General features: G+C 63.4%; 11 protein-coding genes. 3 read left to right on the top strand and 8 right to left on the bottom strand.

Going from position 1 to position 15,226, the window contains the following annotated elements; genetic code table 11:
- Positions 1-18: 18 nt before the first annotated feature.
- The 6 genes from DK366_RS15005 to DK366_RS15030 all read right to left on the bottom strand — a co-directional run bounded on the left by DK366_RS15005 (position 19) and on the right by DK366_RS15030 (position 10,320).
- Complete coding sequence (locus DK366_RS15005; protein ID WP_109126370.1) at positions 19-792, bottom strand: TIGR00266 family protein; 774 nt, start codon at positions 790-792, stop codon at positions 19-21.
- Between the two features lie 79 nt (positions 793-871).
- Positions 872-3,226: a hypothetical protein gene (locus DK366_RS15010; RefSeq protein WP_157956564.1), complete on the bottom strand. Its 2,355-nt coding sequence runs from the start codon at positions 3,224-3,226 to the stop codon at positions 872-874.
- A gap of 10 nt (positions 3,227-3,236) precedes the next feature.
- Positions 3,237-4,343 carry a lysozyme inhibitor LprI family protein gene (locus DK366_RS15015; protein WP_109126372.1) on the bottom strand — a complete coding sequence of 369 codons (1,107 nt, stop codon included), beginning with the start codon at positions 4,341-4,343 and terminating at the stop codon, positions 3,237-3,239.
- A 163-nt stretch (positions 4,344-4,506) separates the two neighbouring features.
- Positions 4,507-7,581 carry a CusA/CzcA family heavy metal efflux RND transporter gene (locus DK366_RS15020; RefSeq protein ID WP_157956565.1) on the bottom strand — a complete coding sequence of 1,025 codons (3,075 nt, stop codon included), beginning with the start codon at positions 7,579-7,581 and terminating at the stop codon, positions 4,507-4,509.
- 47 nt (positions 7,582-7,628) lie between these two features.
- Positions 7,629-8,765, bottom strand: a complete 1,137-nt coding sequence (locus DK366_RS15025; RefSeq protein ID WP_109126374.1) for an efflux RND transporter periplasmic adaptor subunit — start codon at positions 8,763-8,765, stop codon at positions 7,629-7,631.
- A gap of 43 nt (positions 8,766-8,808) precedes the next feature.
- Positions 8,809-10,320 (bottom strand): efflux transporter outer membrane subunit, encoded by a 1,512-nt coding sequence (locus tag DK366_RS15030; RefSeq protein WP_109126375.1) that lies wholly within the window; start codon positions 10,318-10,320, stop codon positions 8,809-8,811.
- 486 nt (positions 10,321-10,806) lie between these two features.
- On the opposite strand from DK366_RS15030, the gene DK366_RS15035 reads away from it, so the two are divergent.
- A complete protein-coding gene (locus tag DK366_RS15035; protein ID WP_109126376.1) occupies positions 10,807-11,019 on the top strand; it encodes a cold-shock protein in 213 nt (70 codons plus the stop codon).
- Between the two features lie 70 nt (positions 11,020-11,089).
- On the opposite strand, the gene DK366_RS15040 is transcribed toward DK366_RS15035, so the two are convergent.
- Together DK366_RS15040 and DK366_RS15045 are read right to left on the bottom strand one after the other, a co-directional pair.
- The gene (locus DK366_RS15040) at positions 11,090-11,704 is read right to left on the bottom strand and encodes a trimeric intracellular cation channel family protein (RefSeq protein ID WP_109126377.1); all 615 of its coding nucleotides are present in this window, start codon (positions 11,702-11,704) and stop codon (positions 11,090-11,092) included.
- A gap of 66 nt (positions 11,705-11,770) precedes the next feature.
- On the bottom strand, positions 11,771-12,466 hold the full coding sequence (locus DK366_RS15045; protein ID WP_109126378.1) for a CerR family C-terminal domain-containing protein: 696 nt from the start codon (positions 12,464-12,466) through the stop codon (positions 11,771-11,773).
- 86 nt (positions 12,467-12,552) lie between these two features.
- Here DK366_RS15045 and DK366_RS15050 point away from each other — a divergent pair, with 86 nt between their 5' ends.
- On the top strand, positions 12,553-13,659 hold the full coding sequence (locus DK366_RS15050; RefSeq protein ID WP_109126379.1) for an HlyD family secretion protein: 1,107 nt from the start codon (positions 12,553-12,555) through the stop codon (positions 13,657-13,659).
- Complete coding sequence (locus DK366_RS15055) at positions 13,656-15,218, top strand: DHA2 family efflux MFS transporter permease subunit (protein ID WP_109126380.1); 1,563 nt, start codon at positions 13,656-13,658, stop codon at positions 15,216-15,218. The genes DK366_RS15050 and DK366_RS15055 overlap by 4 nt, the downstream gene beginning before the upstream one ends.
- Positions 15,219-15,226 lie beyond the last annotated feature (8 nt).

Genomic DNA, 15,226 nt, shown 5'->3' on the forward strand with positions numbered 1-15,226 from the left:
ATATCAACCATCGGCTCGTCAATTGTCGTCGCCGCTCAACAGCGAGCCCACGATGCCGCCAAGCAGGCCGCCACCGACCACGGCGCGTCCACCACCGCCGCCTTCATTGCTGGGCAGGTATTCGGCCACCTGATGGGCAAGGCGGGAGATGGGGAGCGTTTGCAGCCACACGGTGCCGGGGCCGGTGAGTGCGGCGAGGAAGATGCCGTCGCCGCCGAAGATGGCGTGCTTGATGCCGGGCACGGTGGTGATCTGGAAGTTGACCGAGGCCTGGAAGGCACCGACATGCCCGGGATGCACGCGCAGGGTTTCGCCGGGGGCGAGGTCCTTGCGAATGAGTTCGCCGGAGAGTTCAAGCCAGGCCGTGCCGGAGCCGCCGACGCGTTGCAGCAGGAAACCGTCGCCGCCGAAAATGCCGGCGCCCAGCGATTGCTGGAAGCCCACGCCAATGGTGACCTGTGGCGTGGCGCAGAGGAAACCATGGCGATGCACCAGGTATTCGTTACCCGGGCTCACTGACACCGGCACGATATGGCCCGGCACCTTCGTGGCAAACGCGACTTCGCCCGTGGCTTGCACGGCGCGGTATTCGGTCATGAAGAAACTGCCGCCGCCGACCACGCGCTTGAACATGCCGAGCAGGCCGCCGCCACCGCCCATCTGCGTGTGCGTCGTCATCTGGATCGACGAGGTCATCCAGGAAAGCTCGCCGCTCTCGGCGAAGATGCTTTCGTTCGGATCGAGCCGGACTTCAAGTACGGGCATCACGGTGCCCTGTATGCGCGTCTGCATGGTGTTCTCTCCTGAAGAGGAAGGGTGTCCAAAATCCATCGATGCGAGGCCATCGAATCAAAAGAACCGATCGCGTCGATCACGTGTTGGGGGAGTCGAACGACATCTTTTTTCCACGCAGCCTCCGCAGCGATGCGAACACCAGCACGGTGGCGAGTAGCGCAAAAGCAAACGCACTCGCCAACCACGGGTGCACATGGAGCCTTGGCACGAGCTTCTGCCACTGTTTGATCCAGGAAGGCCGCGCTGCTGCGTCGAAATCCGGGTCTGGGCATTGGTGACCGAAATGACTCGCCCACGACACATGGGCGCCGTGCTTCACGTAGAGCATCCATGCATCGCGCAAGCCGGTGACGGGATCGCGATTGTCGACGACGGGAGCCTGGTACATCCAGTGCGCCGCGTGACAAAGAACGGCCGCATAAGCCTGTGAGCGCGGTGGCAACAGCTGCGCCGCCTTGTACGCGTCGTCAAAGGCGACGAACCAACGTAGGTTGTCCTGGTCCGGCGTGACGTAATTGTTCCTCAATCGGTCACGTTCGCTGGCGGAGACGCCATGGAAGATCGGTGCAGCCTTATCTTTGTAGAGAGGCGCGTCGTGATCCAGAATGACCCCGTGTTCCACACGGGTTAGCAGGGCGAGCTGATACCACGCAGCCGCTTTTTCAATGGCCGACGTTGCATTTGCCGTTTGGTCCGACGCCGTGGCGTACGCCTGAATAAAATCGTGCTGGCTCTTGAGGCTTTGACTCAACCCGGTATCGAAGGAAGGATCGTTGACGGTTGTAGCAACGTTGCCTTCGATGTCGGCATACGACAGTGCCTCCTGATAGCGGTTCGCCCTGACCAATCGTTTGGCCAATGCCGAATGCAGCAGTGCACTGTCATAGTCCAGTACTCGGCCTGTATGCATCGAAGGGTCGGGCGGCAGGGCGGCAACGATGTCTTGCAGCTCCTTGAGGGACAGTACACGTTCGGCCAGATACAACAGCAGATCGGGAGCGGGGAATCCCATGTATGTCCTGTCGCAAGCAAGCTGATCGCGCATGGCAGGTACAAATTCACCACGAACCCGTTCGAGCTGCGCCAGTTCTGCACACGCCGCGGACTCGTTGAATGGCGAGAGGCCATTGGGGTCTGGCGTCGCGGGTGACATGGCCAGCGCTTTCTTGTAATTCGCCTCGGCGTCGGACAGCTTACCCTCGGCCAGCAGCATCTTGGCCTTCAGCCACCATGCGAGCGCGGTGCTTTGCCCATCGACAAGTGCATGGGCGAACTCGAAGTCACCGGTGCGATAGGCGATGGAGGCGAGACGATCAGGCCAGGCGATCTTTTCCTTTGGCCATTGCTTCGCTGTTCGCACGATGAGATCCATCGTGCCGTTGTCCACGTTGAGATACGGATGTCCACCCGGCGAATAAACGTACTCACGCACCCGCCCGTCGTCATTGATTTCGAGCGCATAGGCGAGCAGCAGGCGCTGTCCCTGCGGAATATCCTCGACCTTGGCCATCCCCTGCGGATCGAGATAGAGCGACTGGGCCACCCACTTGAGCGATTCGACTCCCTCTATCGACCCACGCGCTGCCTGCTCTGCGTAAAGACCGATGGTTGAAGCCAGATCGCCTGCCGCGCGCCGCAACCGCGCCTGATCACCAAAGCTCGCCACGGCGAGTCCCTGCGGGTCGGGCATGCCGGCGCGCGCCAGCGTGCGTGTCAGCACGAACGCCTTTTCTGCGGCGGCCGCGTCGCCGGGGCCGCCACGCAAGGCATGGCTACGACCCAACATGTAAGCGGCGGCGACAACCCGGGACGATTTTACGGCATCCGGCAGATCGAGCACTGCCTGAAAACGTGGCAACGCCTTGTCCAGCGCCGCCAATTGCTCCGTGTCCATAGGCCCGGGCGGTAAGGGCTTCGGCCACTCCAGGTCGGCTTGTCGCACGATGGTCGCGGGGTGTGCCGCATGAAAGTCGATGGCTGCGGCCGTATAGAGGCGAATGGCCTCGGGCAGGTGCTTGCCGATGGCATAGGCCGCATCACCATTCGGCGCAGACTGCATCGCCTTGAATTCGGCGGCGACCTGATCGGGCACGGCGGTCAGCACGGCCTGCTTTTGGCGGCGTTCGGCCCGTTGCCCGTCCAGCTCGCTCTCATCATCGAAGGATGCAGCCGAAGCGAGGCGGATATCGGACATGCCGCGAAACAGCGTGTCGTCGTCCACTTCATCGACGGTCAGCTGATCGTGACGCGCGGGAAGAAGATGGACCGCCTCGAACACGAAGCCGTTGTATGGCGGATAGGCGAGAAAACCTTGGGGTGTCGTCGGATCATCGGCAGCCTGGGCTATGCCGGCCCAACCCATCGACAATGCGATGAGGGCTATCCACCGGCGCAGGTTGACCCGCCCTGAAACGAAGACATCCTGCCTCACGGTGTTCCCCTTACCATGGCGACGAGTTCAAGATTCGTTTTCCTTTGAAACTGAGGACGGCCTGCAGGTCGTTCCACGGAATCGACACTGTGAACCCGCCGATGAATTCGTCGGCCGACAAGGCTGATTGATTGACGCGGATACGAAATGCATCGCTGCCGAAAACCCAGTTAGAAGGATCGATGGCGACGGCCCGCATGGCCTCCGCTGAGGGATGCCAGTCTTCGTTATGGTCGCGCGCTTGCTTCTGAACCTCCTGTTCGAGTCGCTCGGTCAGCAATTGCGACCAGGCACCTCCGGAAGAAAAAAGGTCACCCGGCTCAAGTTCATGCACATCGCCGCCCATCATCACGATGTTGTATTGCGTCTGGGACATGAAGTGATCTTGCGGCAATCCGTTGAAAGAGCCGGATCCGCGCACAATGATGAGTGCTGCCCTTCCACCGTGACATGTGTCGTCGCGGTCCATCGACACGCTGATCATCAACGCGGTGGCCATCAGGACGTGGGGTTCCCGGTAGATGTCTCCTTTGCCGCCCGCACAAAGTGATGACTGGTCGAGTGCACCGATGCGCTTGGCGATAAGCGTGTTCCACGCTTCGGCATCGGCCCAGCTGACCCCCGCCATAGAAGATTTATGGTCGATCTGCGGTATCGACGACTCGGCCCAGTAGGGCAGACCCCCCGACGGGTTCGGGGTAGTCCCATAGGTGCTTCGGACGAAGAACGTGTAGCGCTGCGAACTCCGTTGATGGGCGAAAGGAGCCAGAAGTCTTTCATCTCGGCGGAGGAATTGTCGGCTCAGGCAACGCATGTCGCCTGGCTGGTCACCGTCCTGCGTAAATCCGCAGGCCGTTGCACGATAGGTCAGCCATGCACGCTGATCGGCCCGCAACATGGATTGCGCTGCTGGCGAAAGTACTTTCATCAATTCGCCGTAGTCTTCGTTGAGCTTGGCATCCGCCGCAGTCAGATGACCGTCCAGGCAGACGGCTTTATCGACCTTCGATGTGGCGTTAACGCAGTCCAGCGCGAACGCGGCCGAGCCATGCCCCACACACCAGAGCAAACCCACGGCAAGCAGATATACCTTCAGTCGTCCCTGTCCAGCTCCCATCACATTCCCCTGTGCGTCAACTATGGATTGTCTGAGTTCATTACACTCTGCTGGCCGGATAGGCTCGCCACCAAGACTGGCGAATACCGGCGGAAAACGTGGCCCCTACGGGCTGGCACGTGACAGGCCGATGGGGCCAGCTCTTGCGTCGATCAAGCCACGCTCACACCTCTAACCTGTCGTCGGGTCGCGCGACCAGCGCATAAAGCACCGGCATGAGGAACACGCTGATCAGCAATCGCGTAAACAGGCCGCTGACGATGACCAGGGCGAACGGTCGCTGCGTATCCGTGCCGACGCCGGTGGCGAGCGCGGCGGGCAGCAGGCCAAGTGCGGCGACGAGGGCGGTCATCATGATGGGACGCAAGCGAAGGATGGCGCCTTCGCGAATGGCGTCCGTCAGGTTGGTGCCGCCGCGGCGCAGTTCGTTGACGTAGGAGATGTAGACCACGGCCGTTTGCACCGACACGCCGAACAGCGCGAGAAAGCCGATGCCCGAGGACACCGAGAACGGCGTGCCCGTGATCCACAGCGCCACGATGCCGCCCACCGGCGCGGACAGCAGCACGCCGAGCACGGTGATGAAGGGGAACTTGAAGTTGCTGTAGAGCGTGAACAGCAACAGGAAGATCAAGGCGAGCGTCAACGGAAGAATCACGTTCAACTGCGCACGCGAGGCGGTGTATTCGGTGTACTCGCCGCCCCAGTCCAGGCGATAGCCCTGCGGCAGTTTCACCTTGCCGTTGACCTGCTGGATGGCGTCTTCCACGGCGCCGGCCAGGTCGCGTCCTTCCACGGAGAACTGCACGCCGATGTAGCGCGAGTTGTTTTCGCGGTAGATGAACGACGCGCCGTTGGTGACCTCGATGGCGGCAAATTCCTTCAGCGGAATCTGCTGGCCGTCCGGCGTGGTGACGAGGATGTTCTTGATCTCCTCGGGGTTGTTTCGGTACTGCTCTTCAAGGCGAACGATAAGGTCGAACTGCTTCTCGCCCTGCACGACCTGCGTGGCGGCATCACCGCCGATGGCCGTCTGGATGATGCCGTTGATGTCCGACACGTTCAGTCCGTAGCGGGCGATCTTGGCGCGGTCGATGGTGATGCTCAGGCTGGGCTGGCCCAACTCCTGCACCAGGGTCACGTCGCGTATGCCGCGCACGTTCTCCAGCACCTTCTTGATGCTCTTGCCTTTCTGCTCGAGCGTGTTCAGGTCGGCACCGAACACCTTCACGGCCAGGGCGCTCTTCAGGCCGGTTTCGGCTTCGTCCACGGCATCCTCGGCGGGTTGCGTGTAGTTGAAGATGATGCCGGGGAAGGCCTGCAGTTTCTGGTTGATGGCGTCGATCAGGGCGGCCTTGTTGCGATACGTGCCGTTCCACTGCGAATACGGCTTCAGGCCTACATAGAACTCGACGTTGAAGAAGCCGGTGGAATCGGTGCCGTCGTCGGGGCGGCCAAGTTCCGATGCCACCGTGGTGACTTCGGGGAAGGAGCGCAGCACTTCGCGTACGCGCGGCGTGATCTTCGACGCTTCTTCGAACGAGATGGTGTAAGGCATGGTGGCGCGCACCCACAGCGCGCCTTCGTCCAGCTGCGGCATGAACTCGGCACCGATGCGCGGTATCAGCAGCAGCGACAGGAGCAGCAGGAGGGTCGATGCCGCGGCCGTCACCCACGGCCACGCAAGGCAGGCATCCAGGCCTTTCACGTAGACCGACTTGATCGCCTCGAAGATGCGGTTGCGTCGCTCCTTCACGCCCTTGCGCATGAACACGGCGCACAACACCGGCAACAAGGTCAGCGTGATCACCAGCGAGCCGACCAGTGCAAAGATCATGGTGTCGGCCATGGGCTTGAACAGCGTGCCCGACGGGCCGGACAGCACGTAGATCGGCAGGAAGCTGACCACGATCACGGCCACCGCATAGAACAGCGGGCGATCCACCTCGGCGGCAGCATCGCGGATGATGTCCTTTACGTTGAGCGGCTTGCCCTCGCGTTCGGCGATCTGGCGGAAGATGTTTTCCACCATCACCACGGCCGCGTCGACAAGAATGCCGAAGTCCACCGCGCCGATGGATAGCAGGTTGGCCGACGCGCCTTGCAGGTCCAGGCAGATGAAGGCGAACAGCAAGGCCAGCGGAATGGTGGTGGCGACGATCAGGCCGGCACGGAAGTCGTAGAGGAAGAAGATCAGCACCACCACGACCAGCAGCATGCCGCGCAGCAGGTTGTCTTCGACGATCCTGGTGGTGAGCGAGATCAGGTCGGTGCGGTCGTAGAACGGAACGACCTTCACGTCCTTGGGCAGGATCTCGTCATTGAGTTGCCTGGTCTTGGCTTCGACGCGCTTGAGTACGTCCTGGGTTTTTTCGCCGGTACGCAACAGGATCACGCCTTCCACGGCGTCATCCTGCTTTTCGTAACCGAATTCACCCAGGCGCGGCGCGATGCCGATGGTGACGCGGCCTACGTCCTTCACCAGTATCGGCGTGCCGTTGTGCACGGCTACCACCACGTTGCCGATATCTTCCAGCGTTTCCACGCGGCCCTCGCCGCGTACGTAGTAGAACTGGCCGCCCTGCGAATAGAAGCCGCCGCCGGCGTTCGCGTTGTTGGCGCCGAGCGCGGCTTCCACCTGCACGGCGGAAAGTCCGACGGAGGCGAGTTTGGTCTGGTCGAGCAGCACCTGGTATTGCATGGTGCCGCCGCCGAAGCCCGAATCGTCGGCCACGCCGGGCACCGATTTGTATTGCGGTTCCACCGTCCAGTCCTCAAGCGTCTTGAGGTCCATCGGCGAGCGGTCGGTGCTTTGCAGCACGTAGCGATAGATCAATCCCGAAGGCGCGGACAGCGGCGACACCGAGGGCGCGACGCCGCTCGGCAGGCTCAGGTCGCCCAGGCGGTTGAACACCTCCTGCCGCGCGAAGTTGTTGTCCGTGCCGGTTTCGTAGGTGAGGATGACGTCGGACAGGCCGTACAGCGAAATGGAACGCCGCGTGGTGGTCTTGGGCACGTCGTTCATGCCCAGCTCGACCGGTACGGTAATCAGCCGTTCCACTTCTTCGGCGGTATGCCCGGGCCACTGCGTGATGATTTCCACGATGGGTGGCGAGAGGTCCGGATACGCATCCACCGGCAGGCGTTGCAGCGAACGCGTGCCCGCGCCCGTCAACAGCAGTGTCATCAGCAGGACGAGAAGCGGCTGGCCCAGCGAGGCGCCGACGATGCGATTCATGATGGACGCCGTACGCGACGGCGGCACGGAAGAGGGCAGCTGATCGCTCATTGGTTTTGCATGAACTGGACGAAGATGCCGCCATCCACCACGACCTGCTCACCGGCCTGCAGGCCGGCGGGAATGTCGAACTGGTCCCCGGTGCGATAGCCCACCGTCACCGAGCGTCGCGCAAAACTGCCGTCGTGCTGGGCGACATAGACGAAGGGCAGGTTCTCGTCGTCGCGCAGCAGCGCCGATACGGGAACCAGCAAGCCGTTCGCTTCCTGGCGAGAATGGATCTGCACGCTTACGTAGGCCTGCTTTTTCAGCAAGCCCTGCGCGTTGTCCACCACGATGCGCGTGGGCATCAGGCGCGTGTCGGGATCGATCAGCGACGACGTCTTGGCCACGGTGCCGGCCAGGCGCTGCGCATTCACGCCGGTGGCGATATCGGCGGTGTCTCCCGGTTTTACCGATGCCGCGTCCGAGTCGGCCACCTGCGCCATCACCCATACGTGCGACATGTCCGCCACGGTGAAACACGGCGTGGTGCCGGCCTGCAGAAGCTGGCCGGGCGTGATCTGGCGATCCACCACCGTGCCGGCCATGGGCGAGCGAATCACGCCATGGATGGGCGCAATCGGCTGGCCTTGTTCGATGGCCTTGATCACCTTGGGGTCCACATTGAGCGAGACCAGCGCTTTCAATGCGGCGTCGACATCGGCGTCCGCGTTGGCAGCGTCGGCCTGCGCCTGGTCTTCTTCGCGCTTGGCGACGCCCTGGTGTTCCACCAGATCCTTTTCGAGATCGGCGAGCCTTCGCGCGGTGTGCGCCGTGGTCAACGCCTTGCGATACGTGGTGACGGCGGCGGCGTAGTCGGGTGAATCCACCAGGGCGAGTGCGTCGCCTTGCTTCACGTGATCGCCGATGTCCACCAGCAAACGCGAGACCGGGCCGGAAATCGGCGCGAGTACGGCGGTGGCCTGGTCGTTGTTGAAATCCACCGAGCCGGTGGCGTCCACCGTGCGGTGGTAGGCGGCGCGTTGCACGGTGAACAGATGGATGTTCTTCCGCTGATCGGCTGTCAGCGTCACGTTGGTTGGCGTGACGGAAGCCGTCGACGCATCGTCATCACTCTTGCTGGAACAACCGGCCGCACCGCACGTTGTCGCAAGCAGAAGCGCAACGCCAAGTACACGCATGCAAGATCCCCCGCGCCTGTTCGAAGGCGCGCCACTCACCGCATTATTTTTCATTTTTGTCCTGAGCCAATTCGGCGCGATTCCACCAGCCACCGCCCAGCGCCTGGAACAGCGCTGCGGTATCCGCGTAACGGTTGGCCTGTGCCAGCACCAGGTTCATGCGCGCCTGCTGATAGGCCTGCTCTGCATTCAACAACGAGAGATAGTCCGCGTAGCCGGCCTTCCATTGGCGCTGCGAAAGATCGAGCGTGCGTCTGGCGGCCTGCTCCGCGATGGCGTTGGCTTTCAGCGCCGCAGCGTCCTGGTCCAGTGCCATCAGCGAATCGGCGACGTTCTGGAACGCGCCCATCACTGTGCTGCGGTATTGCTCGGCGGCTTCCACATAGGCTGCTTTGGCGGCGCGTTCCTGGTGGAGCAGGGTGCCGCCCTGGAAGATCGGCGCGGTGATGTCCGCACCGATGCCCCAGAAACCCGTGCCGGACTGGAACAGCTGATGCATCGCCAGCGCGGTGCTGCCGGTATTGGCGCTCAGCACGATGTTGGGCAAGCGGTTGGCGGTAGCAATGCCGATCTGCGCGCTGGCGGCGTGCATGTTCGCCTCGGCCTGGAGCACATCGGGGCGCTGCGCCACGAGCGCCGACGGCAGGCTTACCGGTAGCTCCTGCGGCAACTGGAGCTGCGACAGGTCGAACGACTGCTCCGTTGCCTGGCTCGGAAATTGGCCGACCAGCACCGCCAGCAGGTCGCGTTGCTGTGCGAGCTGCTTGAGCAGCGGCGGCAGCGAGGCATTGGTCTGCGCCAGCTGCGATTCCTGCGCCGCCAGGTCCAGGCCGCTGGCGTAACCCTTGGTCGTCTGCTCGCGCAGGATCTGCACCATGTGCGTGTTGATGTCGACCAGTTCGCGCGTCGCTTCCACCTGTGCCTGCAAGGCGGCAAGCTGCACGGCGGCGGCCACCACGTTCGTGCTCAGGGTGATCTGCGTGGCGATCATCTGGAAGCGAACGGCCTGTTCCTGCGCCTGCACCGATTCCACTGTGCGGCGATTCAGGCCAAAGATGTCCGGCGCGTACGACACGCTAACTTGCGGCGTGAACAGGTTGTACTGGAACGTATTGGAGTTGGGCGTGGGCGAAATGGTGCCGGACTGTCGCTGGCGACTGGCCGAGAAATCCGCCGCCACGCTGGGGTAATAGCTGCCGCGCTGCGCCAGCACGTTCTCGTGCGCCACTTTCAGCGCCGCTTGTGCGGCTTTCAGGTCGTGGTTGTTGGCGAGCGATTGTTCGATCAGGTCGTTGAGCGGCTTGGAGTGGAACAGCGTCCACCAGTCACCCGGAATATCGGCGCCCGTGGCGACGTGCTGCGCCTCGCCGCCGGCCACGTGGTCGGTCGCCACGGTGGTGGTGACCGGATGCGCGGTGTAATCGCTGACCTCGGGGGCGGCCGGCCGCTTGAAGTCCGGTCCTACGGCGCAACCGGCCACCAACGACGACGCCATCACCACGGCGATGCACCGCCGACGCGGCAACAGCGTATGAGCGAACCACGAAACAGACATAGCCAGATCGACTCTCTCTACCGGACCGGATGATCCAGGCGGAGGTGGTCCCGCTGCGCCGTTTTGATCCCCGCGCCAGCCCCACTCTGCGCCTTCCCCGGCGGAGATATAGCACACGCGTGAGGCGCATCTTCACGGCCGTTGACGAAAGTTCTCGCGACGGGTTTATGTCTGCGAAATGGCTGCCTTTTTGCGGGAATTTTCGTCGATCGCTACGGCAAGATGATCCGCGGGCATCCGTTGATTTCCCGGCGCGCATGCCTATGGCGGGGTTCGGCGAGGCAGGGATTCCTGAACGGCAGGGCGATAAAAGTTGCTCTTTGCACCAGAAACCCTCTATTGTGTGAGGGCTGAGTTTCAAGGGTCACCCTGAATGGTGGCCCGATGCTGTAGATGGCAGTTTCACTACACCGTTGTACCCCCTTTCTCCTTGTGACCAGCTTTTCCGCCGCCATGCGGCTTTATTTTCGTTCCAAGGAGAAATCCATGTCTCAGCAAGAAACCGGTACCGTCAAGTGGTTCAACGATGCCAAGGGCTTCGGCTTCATCAGCCGTGACCAGGGCGGCGACGACGTGTTCGTGCACTTCCGCGCCATCCAGTCGTCGGGCTTCAAGAGCCTGGCCGAAGGTCAGAAGGTGACCTTCATCGTGACCAAGGGCCAGAAGGGCCTGCAGGCTGATCAGGTCCAGGTCGTCTAAGACCCACCGTCAGTACGCCAGAAAGCCCGGCCATGTGCCGGGCTTTTTGTTTGCCGAGACCATCACCTCGTCAGGCCAGCCTCGGCAATTGCCAGTTGTATCGAACCGCGGCCAGTCGCAGCGCAAGGCACACCACGCCACCCAGCACGGCCGCGACGGCCGGTGGACATCCAAGCCGCCTTCCCACGACGACGATGGTCGCGCCCAGCAGTGCCGCGCTCGCGTAGATATTCGCCACCAGCACCATCGGTACATGCGTCAGCAACAGATCGCGAATGACGCCGCCGCCGCAGCCCGTGATGGTGCCGAGCAACACGGCGCTCAGCGAACCCATCTGGAAATCCAGCGCTTTCTCCGCGCCGGCCACGGCGAAGAGCGCGAGGCCGGCCGCATCGAGCGTGGTCAGCAATGCCGGGGGAATCACGGCGACTTGCGTGTAGAAGAAAAACGTCACCAGTCCCGCGATGAAGGCGAGCGTGGGGTAGCGCCAATCGCGCAGCGCGCTGGGAGGCGTGTCGCCGATCAGCAGGTCGCGGACGATGCCGCCGCCCAGCGCGACGACGAACGAAAGCACCAGTACGCCGAGCAGGTCCAGGCCGGCGTGAATCGCCGCGTTGGCGCCTTCAATGGCAAAGACCACCGTGCCCGCCAGATCGGCGGCGAGCACCACGTGCTTGCGGATCATGCTGTCCCCTTGAGCCCCTTCACCGCAGTCTAGTGCAAGGTTGCCCGGGCGCCGGCGCTTGCGCGGTCAGGGTTCGACCGGCGCACTCAGCGCGCCACGCGTATGCGCGCGCAAAACCGCCTTGATCTTCGCGCGCTGGGCGGCATCGGGGTTGGCCCAGCCAAGGCGTTCCAGCGGCGATCCGGGAAGCGGGTGGAGCGACGTGAGCTGCCCGAGCAGCAGGCCGGTGCGCAGGCGCACTTCGTCGTCTTCCTCGCGTTCCATCGTCCGGGCGACGAGCTGCGCACAGGTTGCCATCAGCGGTTTGGACAGCTGCTCGCGAAGCACTTCCGACGCCGGGCTGCTCTCGTGGCGGTTGCGCGCCATGAACAGCGCACGCTCGGGGCGGGATTTGGAAAACAGCGACGCGTCCACCAGCGCATCCATCAACTGGTGCAGCGATTCCAGGGCGTCGTCCCGTGATGCGCCTGCGGGAAGTGCACGCGCCTGTTCCAGCGGCGTCTTCAATATTTTCAGCGCTTCGTCAGCGATGAATTCGCCGCAGGCGCGGCTCAGTCCTTCCTTGCTGTCGAAGTAGTACTGCAGGGCGGGAGGTTGCACCCCGGCGGCCTGGGCAATCTTCCGGGTGGAGGCACGCTCGTAGCCCTCGTCGCCGAACACGCGCAGCGCGGCCTCGATCAGCCGAATCCGCTGTTCTTCACCGCGCGCATAGCCGCCCGACGAGGGCCGGCGACGGGGTTGGGGAGTGTTCTCGGGCGACACGCAGTTCTCCGGCTAACAAATCTTCCGCTTGACAGACATCTTCCACTTGGAAGATTTTATCGCACCCTGATACCTCGGCCCAGATCATGCCCCAAGATCCACGCGATTCGTCCGCGCCGGACGCCACGCCCGCGCAGGCGTCGAAAGCGCGCCGCACGCGCCTTGTCCTGATGACCGTGGCCGGCGTCGCCGTGCTGGTGGCGGCGTGGTGGGGCATTGGCTGGTGGTTGCATGGGCGTTTCGTGCAGACCACCAACGACGCCTACCTGAAGGCCGACCAGGTGGCTGCCGCGCCCAAGGTGCAGGGTTACGTCGCCGAGGTGCTGGTGGGCGACAACCAGGATGTGGTCGCGGGGCAGCCGCTGGTGCGCATCGATGCCAGCAACTATCAATCCTCGCTGGATCAGCAGAACGCCGCGCTCGATGCCCGCAAGGCGGACCTGCGCACGGCCGAGCGACAGATCACCCAGCAGGAATCGTCCATCGCGCAGGCGAAGGCGCAGTGGGAAGGTTCGCGCGCCAACGCCGCTTATGCAGCGCGCGAAGCCGAGCGCTTCAAGAACCTGAGCTCGCAGGGCGTGGAGACGGCGGAAAAGGCGGCCGATGCACGCAACCAGCAGGAGCAGGCGACCTCGAAGGAACAAGCCAGCGCCGCGGCCCTGCAGCAGGCCGAGCGTCAGCTGGACACGCTGAAGGCACAGGCCGACCAGGCGCGCGCACAGCTGGAAGCGGCGCAGGCACAGCTGGCGACCGCGCACATCAACCTGGACGACACGCTGATTCGCGCACGCATTGCCGGCCGCATCGGCGACCGCGCGGTGCAGGTGGGCCAGTACGTGCAACCCGGCACGCGCCTGATGACGGTGGTGCCGGTGGACCACGTGTACCTGGTCGCCAACTTCAAGGAAACGCAGGTGGCACACATGCGTGCGGGGCAGCCGGCGAAGATCAAGGTGGATGCGCTGGATGGTCGCGTGGTCGATGGCGTGGTGGACAGCTTCTCGCCGGGCACCGGCGCGCAGTTCGCGCTGCTCCCCGCGCAGAACGCCACCGGCAACTTCACCAAGATCGTGCAGCGCGTGCCCGTTCGCATTCGCGTCACCGTTCCGGATGATCTGAAGGGCCGCCTGTTGCCGGGCTATTCGGTCACGGTGGATGTGGACACGCAGGCCGGGCAGGCCCACCAGTCGTGACCGACGCCACGCACCACGAGCGCGCGACCACCCAGGACTGGGTGGCCGTGATCGGCGGCGCGCTGGGCGCGCTGATCGCCTCGCTCGATATTTCCATCGTCAACTCCGCGTTGCCGCGCATCCAGGGTGAAATCGGCGCCAGCGGCACGGAAGGCACATGGATTGCCACGGGCTATCTGGTGAGCGAAGTGGTGATGATTCCGCTCACCGCGTGGCTCTCGCGCGTGTTCGGCCAGCGCGCGCTGCTGCTCACCTGCACGGTCATGTTTACCTTGTTCTCCATGCTGTGCGGCATGAGCCATTCGCTGGAAGCGATGGTGCTGGGGCGCGTGGGCCAGGGCTTTTTCGGCGGCGCGCTGATTCCGGCGGGGCAGACCATCATCCGCACGCGCTTGCCCGCGAAGCAGTTGCCGGTAGGCATGTCCATCTTCGGCCTCATCGTGCTGCTAGGTCCGCTGGTGGGTCCGGTGGTGGGCGGCTGGCTCACCGAAAGCGTGGGCTGGCAGTGGTGCTTCTTCCTCAACCTGCCCATTGCGGTGGCGCTGGTGACCTTGCTGCTGCTTGGCCTGCCCAAGGAGCGGATGGACATTACGCAGCTGCTCGAAGCCGACTGGCTTGGCATCGTCGGCATGACCGCCGGCCTGGGTTGCCTCACCGTGGTGCTGGAGGAAGGGCAGCGCGAACGCTGGTTTGAGTCGAACATGATCGTGTGGCTCGCGGTTTTTTCCGCCATCGGCTTCGTGCTGCTGGCCATTGCACAGGTCACCAGTCGTCGCCCGGTTCTCAAGCTGCGATTGATGTTGAACCGCTCGTACGCGGCGGTGATCGTGATCGTGGTGGCCGTGGGCATGGCGGTGTACGGCATCCTGTATCTGATACCGCAGTTCCTCGCCGGTATTTCCGGCTACGACGCGGAGCAATCGGGGCGCGTGCTGTTTCTCTCGGGCATACCGGCATTCCTGTTGATGCCGTTCCTGCCCAGGCTGTTGCGCCTGAACTTGCGCATGATGGTCATCATTGGCCTGCTCTGCTTTGCGGCGAGCTGCTTCATGGATGTGGATCTCACGGCGCAATCGGCGGGCGAAGCCTTCGTGTGGTCGCAGCTGCTGCGTGGCGTTGGGCAGATCTTCGCGTTCATGCCGCTCAACCAGGCATCGGTCGGTTCGGTAGGACGCGAAGACGCCGCCGATGCAGCGGGTCTCTACAACATGGCGCGCAACCTGGGCGGTTCGTTGGGCCTGGCGATACTCGGCGCCGTCATCGACCGCCAGACGACGCAGCATGTGCAGTCCATCGGCGAAGCGTTGACGGCCAATGCGCCGGTGGGGCAGGACTATCTCAATGGTCTCTCCGCCGTATTTGCGCAGAACGGCGGCGACGCGGCCGCAGCCCACACGGCAGCGATAGCGCAGCTGGCCAATGTGATCCAGCAGCAGGCCACCGTGATCACCTACACCAATTGTTTCTGGTTTCTCGGCGTGGCCATGCTGGCCATGATTCCCCTGACGTTTGTGCTGCGGACGAAGCCCGGTGTGGCTCCTTCCCAGGCAGCCCATTGAGGCACGCC

This window comes from Dyella sp. C11 (assembly GCF_003121485.1).
Classification (GTDB): Bacteria; Pseudomonadota; Gammaproteobacteria; order Xanthomonadales; family Rhodanobacteraceae; genus Dyella.

What these genes read in the sequence shown, in the direction of transcription:
- DK366_RS15035 (WP_109126376.1), top strand. Translation starts at nt 10,807, where the DNA reads ATGTCTCAGCAAGAAACCGGTACCGTCAAGTGGTTCAACGATGCCAAG.
- DK366_RS15040 (WP_109126377.1), bottom strand. Translation starts at nt 11,704, where the DNA reads ATGATCCGCAAGCACGTGGTGCTCGCCGCCGATCTGGCGGGCACGGTG.
- DK366_RS15030 (WP_109126375.1), bottom strand. Translation starts at nt 10,320, where the DNA reads ATGTCTGTTTCGTGGTTCGCTCATACGCTGTTGCCGCGTCGGCGGTGC.
- DK366_RS15020 (WP_157956565.1), bottom strand. Translation starts at nt 7,581, where the DNA reads ATGAATCGCATCGTCGGCGCCTCGCTGGGCCAGCCGCTTCTCGTCCTG.
- DK366_RS15050 (WP_109126379.1), top strand. Translation starts at nt 12,553, where the DNA reads ATGCCCCAAGATCCACGCGATTCGTCCGCGCCGGACGCCACGCCCGCG.
- DK366_RS15025 (WP_109126374.1), bottom strand. Translation starts at nt 8,765, where the DNA reads ATGCGTGTACTTGGCGTTGCGCTTCTGCTTGCGACAACGTGCGGTGCG.
- DK366_RS15015 (WP_109126372.1), bottom strand. Translation starts at nt 4,343, where the DNA reads ATGGGAGCTGGACAGGGACGACTGAAGGTATATCTGCTTGCCGTGGGT.
- DK366_RS15005 (WP_109126370.1), bottom strand. Translation starts at nt 792, where the DNA reads ATGCAGACGCGCATACAGGGCACCGTGATGCCCGTACTTGAAGTCCGG.